The organism is Paenibacillus sp. 01T442 (assembly GCF_056398345.1).
Map to the genome: position 1 here is coordinate 1 of NZ_JBFTPF010000126.1, position 8,876 is coordinate 8,876.

Annotated in this window: 9 protein-coding genes; 1 reads left to right on the top strand and 8 read right to left on the bottom strand. The window is 44.0% G+C overall.

Translation table 11 applies throughout. From position 1 onward, the window contains the following. Nucleotides 1-156: 156 nt before the first annotated feature. From AC1DLM_RS33615 to AC1DLM_RS33640, 6 genes are all read right to left on the bottom strand, one after another. Entirely contained in the window at nucleotides 157-750 is a 594-nt protein-coding gene (locus AC1DLM_RS33615) for a ribonuclease H-like YkuK family protein (RefSeq protein ID WP_441992541.1), read from the bottom strand. Between the two features lie 108 nt (nucleotides 751-858). Then, nucleotides 859-1,818, bottom strand: coding sequence for a C40 family peptidase (locus tag AC1DLM_RS33620; protein WP_441992542.1), 960 nt, complete (start codon nucleotides 1,816-1,818; stop codon nucleotides 859-861). Nucleotides 1,819-1,958: 140 nt separating this feature from the next. Further along, the gene (locus AC1DLM_RS33625; protein WP_477572415.1) at nucleotides 1,959-2,255 is read right to left on the bottom strand and encodes a hypothetical protein; all 297 of its coding nucleotides are present in this window, start codon (nucleotides 2,253-2,255) and stop codon (nucleotides 1,959-1,961) included. 92 nt (nucleotides 2,256-2,347) lie between these two features. Further along, the gene (locus tag AC1DLM_RS33630; protein WP_477572416.1) at nucleotides 2,348-4,651 is read right to left on the bottom strand and encodes a thiamine pyrophosphate-dependent enzyme; all 2,304 of its coding nucleotides are present in this window, start codon (nucleotides 4,649-4,651) and stop codon (nucleotides 2,348-2,350) included. Nucleotides 4,652-4,685: 34 nt separating this feature from the next. Then, nucleotides 4,686-5,696, bottom strand: coding sequence for a 2-oxoacid:acceptor oxidoreductase family protein (locus tag AC1DLM_RS33635; protein ID WP_477572417.1), 1,011 nt, complete (start codon nucleotides 5,694-5,696; stop codon nucleotides 4,686-4,688). A 113-nt stretch (nucleotides 5,697-5,809) separates the two neighbouring features. Continuing rightward, nucleotides 5,810-5,977, bottom strand: coding sequence for a hypothetical protein (locus AC1DLM_RS33640; RefSeq protein ID WP_441992546.1), 168 nt, complete (start codon nucleotides 5,975-5,977; stop codon nucleotides 5,810-5,812). 212 nt (nucleotides 5,978-6,189) lie between these two features. Between AC1DLM_RS33640 and AC1DLM_RS33645 the strand changes: the two genes are divergently transcribed. Continuing rightward, a complete protein-coding gene (locus AC1DLM_RS33645; RefSeq protein ID WP_477572418.1) occupies nucleotides 6,190-7,437 on the top strand; it encodes an ATP-binding protein in 1,248 nt (415 codons plus the stop codon). A 72-nt stretch (nucleotides 7,438-7,509) separates the two neighbouring features. Here the strand turns inward: AC1DLM_RS33645 and AC1DLM_RS33650 are convergent, their stop codons facing one another. Continuing rightward, on the bottom strand, nucleotides 7,510-7,998 hold the full coding sequence (locus AC1DLM_RS33650) for a low molecular weight protein-tyrosine-phosphatase (protein WP_477572419.1): 489 nt from the start codon (nucleotides 7,996-7,998) through the stop codon (nucleotides 7,510-7,512). Continuing rightward, entirely contained in the window at nucleotides 7,995-8,729 is a 735-nt protein-coding gene (locus AC1DLM_RS33655; protein ID WP_056625152.1) for a phosphonate ABC transporter ATP-binding protein, read from the bottom strand. Before AC1DLM_RS33655 ends, AC1DLM_RS33650 begins: the two co-directional genes overlap by 4 nt. Nucleotides 8,730-8,876: the final 147 nt, after the last annotated feature.

The following is an 8,876-nucleotide window of genomic DNA, read 5'->3' on the forward strand; positions in this document are numbered from 1 at the left end:
CCCCTAATGCTACAAACATCATTCAGCAATACTTCGCTAAGCATACTCGGAAACCCTTTTTTTAATTAGAATCACATCATGCCCTTGCCATAAAAACTGAACCGTTAGGCTCCCAAGATCGCTTTGACCATTCGAGCTAACGGTTCATAACCCAGCTTATAAACTGCCATCGAACACCTCATTATCTTCATAGAGGGGTCGATATGGTTTCTTGGAGAAGCGATTCGCATAGGCGGATGCAACATAACAATCGGGTTTAATGACCGGAACCATACCGACAGATTCCACCCGTCTCACCATTTCTTGGACGAACTTGGCCGTCCGATTTCTATTCTCATCATCTCCCGCATCAATATGAATGAACATATCGAAAGTGGCACCTTGATACAGATGAGGAAGAATAATATTTTCCATATCTAATCGCTTGTTTTCGTCAAAATACATCGCAATCTCTTCACTTAACGTCGTTTCCATCGAAAGCTTTTCTTTGATGGAGTGAAGCGCTCTTGGTACGATGACTTGACGATAACATGCCCACGCTCCTTTCCCTAGCCGCTGGATCACTACGCCGGTAATGAATTTCGTATGACCTGTGTGTACCTGACAATCCGTTCCTATAATGAATTTATAGGTTGCCACGGGGTCAAGACGCATGAAATGAAGAATACGCTCGTGCACGGTATCCAGGTTAAGTCCTCTTTCCGCCCTGTTCCTAAATTCCAGTGGTTGGTTTGTCGCCGAAGGTTTCAAAGATAAGGCTCTCCCTTTCTCCATAGACTAAAGAAAAAGACGGATGCTCAAGGCAGCACCCGCCTCTTCTATAGTATATGGCAAACCTTGCCTGTTCGAACCATCTTCTTATTTTAAAACAGGGCCACCGTACAAAAATCGATTTTCCCACTGTTTGCCATCAATGGTATCCACACGAACGCCGCCGGATTCAACGGAATAGGTGTGCAGCATTTGGCCGTTGCCTAAATATAAACCAACATGGGTAATTGGCTCTGTCAATACATTAATACCATCGTAATCAGAAGCTTTGGAGCCTTTATAGCTGCTGAAAAATAAAAGATCCCCACGTTTTAACTTCGTCCAATCCTTCACAATAGAACCCAAGGATCTCACGTAGCTGCCTTGCGCAGCAGAATCACTAGGCAAGGAAAGACGGAGAGCATCCCAGTACATCGTTTGCACAAAATCAGAACAGTCGAATGTAGTGGGATCATTACGTTCGGAACCAAATTCATAAGGAGTCCCTAAGTAGACTTCTCCCGCGTCAATCACGGCTTCAATCTCATCCGCTACTGGCATATTAGGTTTGATAACGGAGAAATCCGCTGTTATGTATTTGGAACTAGCGCTCATATAGCCACTGATACCGCTAGCATCTTTGACTTTATACCAACTATCATTCACTTTATCTGTGACAAGAACTTCTTCCCCTTTGCTCAGCATTCGAATTACCTTCGAACCTGAACTTGCGTCTGATGACGGCAACGTACGGAAATTAACGCCATAAATGATTTGTGCATTGCTCACAATCGATATGTATTTACTGTTTGTTGAGACGTATCCGCTTACCCCCTGCGCATCCTTAATTTGAAACCAATTCGTCGTCGTATAGTCTGTCACCGTGACCATTTCATTGGTTTTCAACATACGCTTGACATTACTCGTCGTACTTGGTTGATCTCGAAAGCTTACACCAGCTACAATTTGAGCTTTCGTCACGACAGCTTCTTCCGCTTGCGTATCTTTGGGAAGTAGAGCCATGAATGATACCATCAATACCGCGATAACCATTGTCAACTTATTCATCGTCGTACCCTCCACCCTCTTGATGTTAAAATTTTCATTCGTACCCTTATTATAGTTTGAGGGGGTAATCTGCGAATATAGGTGAATGGTAGCGATTATTGCGATCGTATGCGTGGCGATTAGCCTATTGACGGCTAGGTTTAATTTTCCAATTTCCGAGCTTCCGCTTTACGTGTAAGAGAAGACCAAAACAGCCGCCATTGCGGAGAGTTTTTGAGTTTTACGTTCCCTATTTTCATCTCGTTTTCTTCCAATTCAATCACATGCCAACTGCTTGGATCTTGAACGGCTTGCGATTCTAAAAAGGCTATAGCGTGCTCATTCGCTTCCTCTTGCTCATTCCAGAATTTCACACCATAGTAGGCGAGACCATAATGGTTAACCAGCGTAGTTGTATAAATTTGTTCGGACTCTTTCTGCTGCAGCACATAAGGCATCTTCCATTCCTCCTAATGAGGAAGGCCCATTCACCACGAGGGGAATGGGCCTCCGTTTGTAAGCAAGCTTCTTAGATAACGGTTACGCCAACTTACAAATACGCATTCTCATGCTTCGCTTTCAGCATATTCCAACGGCGTTCAACTTCCGTTTCGAACGATTTCAGTGAGCCTTCATATTCGGGTTTCGTAAGATGTTTCGTTTTCCCCATTGTTTTCAACCAATCAGATAACGGAATCTTCTTACTCTTATCCTCCGGATTATAGGTGATCGAAGTCACCCCATGCTCCACTTCATAAAGTGGGAAGAAGCACGAGTCCACCGCAGCACCAACGATGTTGGAGCCCTCTTGGTCATCCGACAGCCAGTTCAATGGGCAAGCAATGAGAATTTTGCCATACACCAACCCCTCATGCTGCGCATACCATTGCGCCTTCGCGGCTTTCTTGACTAGATCTTGCGGATACGCTTCAGAACCGGTAAATACATACKGAATATGTGTCGCTGCCATAATTTGTGCCGTATCCTTGTGATGGAACACCTTACCACCTTGATGTTTCCCGACATTGGAAGTCGACGTCCGATGACCCATCGGCGTTGAATACGACAACTGTGCACCTGTGTTCATGTATCCTTCATTATCGTACTCAAGAATAATCATTTTATGATTCCGTAAAGCAGCCCCAATCGCAGGCCCCATTCCGATATCCATACCGCCATCGCCTGTAATCATGACGAAAGTGAAATCGTCCTTTAATCCCAAATGATCAAGTTCTCCGCGACGCTTCCGCTCCCAGAACATCTCTACAACACCTGACAGCGTTGCTGCGCCATTCTGGAACAGATTGTGGATATAAGTAGCTTTATGCGCTGAGTACGGATAACCCGTGGTTACAACCATTGCACAGCCAGTATGGAAAATGGAGACAATATCGCCCTCTATTCCTTTGAAGAACAGTTCGAGTCCTGAGAAAATACCGCAGCCAGGGCAAGCGCCATGACCTGGTGCAATCCGCTTTGGCTTTTTGGTCAAGGAACGAAGAGGTGGAATGCGTACATTCAACTTCCTCGTGCTCTCGTCCTGTGTGACCGTGATCAGACCTGTATTCAAATCCTCATACTTCATTGGTGTCAAAACCCGCTTCGGTGCTTTCGAAGGATCCCCCGGCGTATGGCCGTAGTAATCGAAAGGCACATCTACCTTGCCGCTTTCCATCGCATCAATGGCGAATTGGAACAGATTATGCCCATCCTCGGCATAAAAGTCTTTGCCACCTAAGCCATAGATTCGGCTTATGACAAGCGTTTCTCTGTTCCCGTTCGTGAACAGCGCCGCTTTAATTTCATTGACCATGTTGCCGCCATGTCCGCCATAGGAATCCGCGCGATCTCCTACGGTGATCGCTTTCACATTCTTCAGCGCTTCTGCGATCTGCTTCGCTGGGAAAGGACGGATCAGGTTCGGTGCGATCGAACCGGCTTTAATGCCCTTCTCGCGGAGCTGGTCGACGACGTCCTTGATGATTTCGGAAGCCGAATTCATCAGGAATACCGCGACTTCCGCGTCCTCCATCCGATATAGCTCTAGAATCGGATAGTCACGACCCGTCAATTCGGCATATTCCTGCCGAATACGGTCATAGACACCTTCGGCGTTATACATCGCCATCGACTGTTGATAACAATTATTAATGTAATCCGGCTCATTCATATAAGGTCCAACGGTGATCGGATTATTACGATCCAAGGTATCTGGGAAGCCCTGTGGCTTCTCACCTACGAATGCCTGCACATCAGCCCGATGTGCGAAGGTTTGCACTCTGCGCTTTTGGTGAGAGGTGAAATAACCATCGGATGCGACCATAACCGGCAAACGCACCTCAGGATCCTCTGCTAATTTCAGCGCCATAATGTTCATATCATACACGGCTTGCGGATCTCGACACATGACAATCGGCCAACCCGTATTCAAAGCATAGTAAAGATCGGAATGGTCGCCATGAATATTCAGCGGCCCCGAAACAGAACGGCAAACCAAGTTCATAACCATTGGAAAACGGGTTCCGGATTGTACCGGCATTTGTTCCAACATGTACAAATAACCGTTGGCGCTTGTCGCGTTAAATACGCGGCCGCCAGCAGTTGATGCGCCATAACATATACCTGCTGAACCATGTTCACCGTCGGCAGGAATTAATACAATGTCATGCTGCCCATTGGACTTCATGAGATCTAGAAACTGAGCTACTTCCGTGGATGGTGAGATCGGAAAGTACCCCATGACATGATAATTAATTTGATGCGCTGCATAGGCAGCCATCTCATTTCCTGATTCATACACGATGCGCTGTTCGACTTTCGCTACCCCAAATTCCTGCTTGATATCAATGGCCATGCGTGTAGTTCCACCCTTCTCCCATAAATACTCTCTAAGAGTTTATAGCTAGATTGAATCGATGAGGCATGCGATTTAGATCAGCATAACCATCCTCTTCACGCTCACTAGAGAGCRCATCGGTTGGACAAGCTTGTACACATTTAAGGCAACCTTTACAATATTGATAGTCTATGCCTTGCAGGAACATTTGGGGACGGCCTTTTTTATCAGGGAGCTCATCCCATACAAAACAAAAGTCAGGACACACATTATCACATGAAGCGCAGTGTATACAGGAATCTTCATGAAAATGCGGCATCATCCCCGCACGAGAAATACTTAAATCTTTGAGTATACTGTTACCCGGGTTCGTCACGACACCCCCGATTGGTTGGGTAGCAAAGCCCAGAACTGGTGTATCATACCTTACAAAATCCGGCATAGATTCCCCTTCTGGAAGCGAATACGTTTGGAAAACGACCTCGTTATATCCACGATCGAATGTACGTAATGCTGGTGCAACTGCAAGCGGGTATTTCTTCTCTAAAGACTTTCTAATCACACCTCGCATGACATCTGGATCCAGAAAATCACACAAGCGGAACATAGCACCCAGCATGGCCATATTTACACGATTCTTTTCCTCGAGCGAGATACCAATTGCGTCAATGACGGCAATCGTCCCCCCCCTTAGCTTCATCTTCTCCTTCAATTCATCAGGTGTTTTCGTTGAATTTACTAACACGGTACTATCCTCATAGATGCCACTGATAACGTTTACAGTTTTGGAAAGAGACTCATGAAAAACACCAACAACATGCGGTCGTTCAACGGGTGATGTATCCCGAATCTTCGTATCCATGTCACAAAATCGAATATGTGCTTTTACTGCAGATCCTTTCTTCTCAGACCCATAGGATGAGAAACTGACACCGTTCAAACCAACGCCAACGACTCCTGCTTCAGCCAGCATCTTACCTGCCAGATTCGCACCTAGACCGCCGATGGATTCCAGCCTTATCTCGAAAAATCCGAGATCGTTCAATTTAGGTAAAGTTACCATGCTTGGTCTCCTTTCAAAAATGAACTGCATATAGAGTGAATAGTGTGAATAATAAATCTACTATTATTGTAACAAGAAATGGCTGGTAATCAACCTTTTTTTAAATCAGCCATTTAAAGCAAATAATCAATGATTAAACCGCATTTTCCCAAATAAAAACTAAACGATTCCCTGTCTACGTCTATGTCATTCTCCCATGCTTCACAATCTTCACAAACGTCTACATAATCGTCTTCAATCGGATTAAACACAACACCGCACACCTGTGAGCACAACCGCATTCACATCTCTCCTCGGCTTCAAATCCTCCAAAACTGTAAACGTTTGCAAACAATGTTTTCTTTATTATACAGCGGTTTAACCTGCATTGACTATAAGTCTTTATGAAATCTTTAGCATTCCAAATCGGGCATTTCTATTGATTCAAACGACATTTATGAGATAATGTAGAAATAATTCCCAGATTGTCGAAATATGGAAAGGATGCATAGGATTGCTTCATTTCATTATTGCCAATGAACTACAAAACCTTTTCTACATCATGAGCGCTGCTCTGCTCCACCTTATTCTTGCACCTCATTTCATACATAAAGAAAAGCATTTGAATATCTTCTTCTCATTGGTTCTAGGAAGCTTCATCCTTCTTTATTGGAACTTTGCGGATATTGATCCGTTAATCTACTCCTTACAATTAGTCCCTATCTGCTTGCTTTTTGTGACATTATGCGTTGGTATTGCGCCTTCAATCATGACATGGATCATATTTAATATCGGATGTATGCTCGTTTTGAACTATTATTGGGAGCCAGCGCTATTAAGCAGTACATTCTTACTGATGCTAGGAATTCTAGTTCGAAATCGCGTAACTAGCGGTAATTTGATGGTGAAACTCATGTATGCAACTGGAATCTTCATCATATATGAACTATTGTATGCACCACTTGCTCCTTATGTCATAGCCCCATTTTCCTTGTACACTGGCTTGGTTTTAGCCCTCGCTTTTATCTCGCTATGGATTATGATTTCATTACTTTTTTTTATTAACAAATATGAACTACAGAGAAGGCATATCACTCATCTTGAAAAAAATCGCATGCTAGCCGAGTTATCGGCTACAGTTTCACATGAAATCCGAAATCCTCTAACGTCTACTCGGGGGTTTCTGCAATTACTGGCAAGATCGGATCTGACTCCACTGGATCRCAGGCGTTATGTTGACCATGCGCTATCAGGCGTAGACCAAGCCATCACTTTATTGACTGATTTCCTAAACTATGCGAAGCCCTCCGTTGACATGAAAGAACAGCTTGATATCAAAGAAGAACTGGAACATACCATACGATTTATTACCCCTTATGCACTTGATTTTCAGATTGCGATTGATATTTCACATGAATGTGAAACACCTCTTTATATTCTTGGAGAATCTCAAAAGCTTCGCCAATGTTTACTGAATCTAATTAAGAACGCCATTGAATCCATGCCAAATGGTGGGAAGCTCTCATTACGTACTTGTAAACATCCTAGTGCCGTTCAGATCTCGATCACAGACACGGGTGTTGGTATGACCAGCAAGCAGTTGAACTCCCTGGGCAAGCCTTTCTACACGACCAAACAACACGGTACTGGACTTGGACTTGTCGTCGTCATGAGTCTAATCAAGAAAATGAATGGCAAAATTTCATTCACTAGCAGCCTCAATCACGGAACGAAATGTTCTATTATTTTTCAACAATACTGAACAAACGCAAAAAGCAAGCTAGACAAGAGGCTCACTCTTATCTAGCTTGCTTTTTGATGTGTTGTATTCCCCTTACTTCGTAAGACCATGTTGATCCACGATATAGGCAAGCAAGCGACTACAACTTTCCTCAACCATCTCATATACTTCTTGGAATTTTCCCGTGTAGTAGGGATCGGGCACTTCAGTAATTGCTTGATTACTAGAGAAGTCTAACAATTTATGTATCGATGCGCGTTGTTCATTCTCCACAAATTCCGGAGCAAATGCAGCTAGGTTCACGACATTACTGTCATCCATAGCGATTATATAAGTAAATTGATAGAAATCATCAGGACGAACTTGTCTGGCTTTTAAGCCATCATAACCAATCTGATATCGGTCAAGAATATCCCGTGTTCCTTGATGGGGAGGATGCCCGATATGCCAATCCCCAGTACCCGCTGAATCAATTAAAATGACATCTTCAAGACCAGCTTCCTTTACTTGATGACGAAACACCGCTTCCGCCATTGGTGATCGGCAAATATTGCCCAAACAAACGAATAAGACCCTAATCATATTTGACCAAACACAAGCATTTTTTCATTCAACGTAAGTGGTCTAGCTGGAATGTCCAAAACAATCCGACCTTCCGATACCCCCCAAATGCGTGTTGCAAAACGCTCGGCAAGTTCAACCTTATGAAGCGTCGCGATAACGCTCATGTTCCGTTCTTTACATAACGATTTCAAATCCTGAAGGATGTATTCCGTTGATTTAGGATCAAGACCGGATACGGGTTCATCTGCTACTAGCACTTTGGGACCAAGAATCAACGCTTTCGCAATGGCGACACGTTGTTGTTCACCCCCGCTAAGCTGACCAACCTTCTTTTCACCTTTATCCAAAAGGCCGACCTTTTCTAAAAAGTCCATGCTATCGATTTTCTCATTTCTCGACGACAATCCTGTAACCATCCGAAGAGGGGCTTGATACACCCTGCCCATCAACACATTTTTGACAGCGCTTTTATTCCGATTTAGAAAAGGCTTCTCCTCCAGGTAAGCGAAATCCTTACCCAATTTGAACCGGTCCCAGGGACCTGGCTTCGTTATATCAATCGAGTTATATATGAGCTGACCGCTTGTCCATTTCTCTTGATGACTAATACAACGAAGCAGCGTTGTTTTCCCACTACCACTGCTGCCGATTACCGCGATAAACTCTCCTGCATCTACTTGAAAGCTAATTTGCGATAGGACCTGATTGTCCGGAGGGAATACTTTACTCAAATTTCGAACTGTCAGCATGACAACTCTCCTTCACGTAAGCTAGTGGTCATTCATAAGAAATAGTAAATCGCCGCTCAACTGGGGCTATTAAACTGCTCGTTGAGGGCGATTTCCTTCTTATTTACATGTCAAAATTAATCGCACGAAGTCGGTGCTTCTGCCGCG

Excerpts from the sequence above, each read along its gene's own strand:
- AC1DLM_RS33620 (WP_441992542.1), bottom strand. The coding sequence starts at position 1,818 with ATGAATAAGTTGACAATGGTTATCGCGGTATTGATGGTATCATTCATG.
- AC1DLM_RS33650 (WP_477572419.1), bottom strand. The coding sequence starts at position 7,998 with ATGATTAGGGTCTTATTCGTTTGTTTGGGCAATATTTGCCGATCACCA.
- AC1DLM_RS33625 (WP_477572415.1), bottom strand. The coding sequence starts at position 2,255 with ATGCCTTATGTGCTGCAGCAGAAAGAGTCCGAACAAATTTATACAACT.
- AC1DLM_RS33640 (WP_441992546.1), bottom strand. The coding sequence starts at position 5,977 with ATGCGGTTGTGCTCACAGGTGTGCGGTGTTGTGTTTAATCCGATTGAA.
- AC1DLM_RS33655 (WP_056625152.1), bottom strand. The coding sequence starts at position 8,729 with ATGCTGACAGTTCGAAATTTGAGTAAAGTATTCCCTCCGGACAATCAG.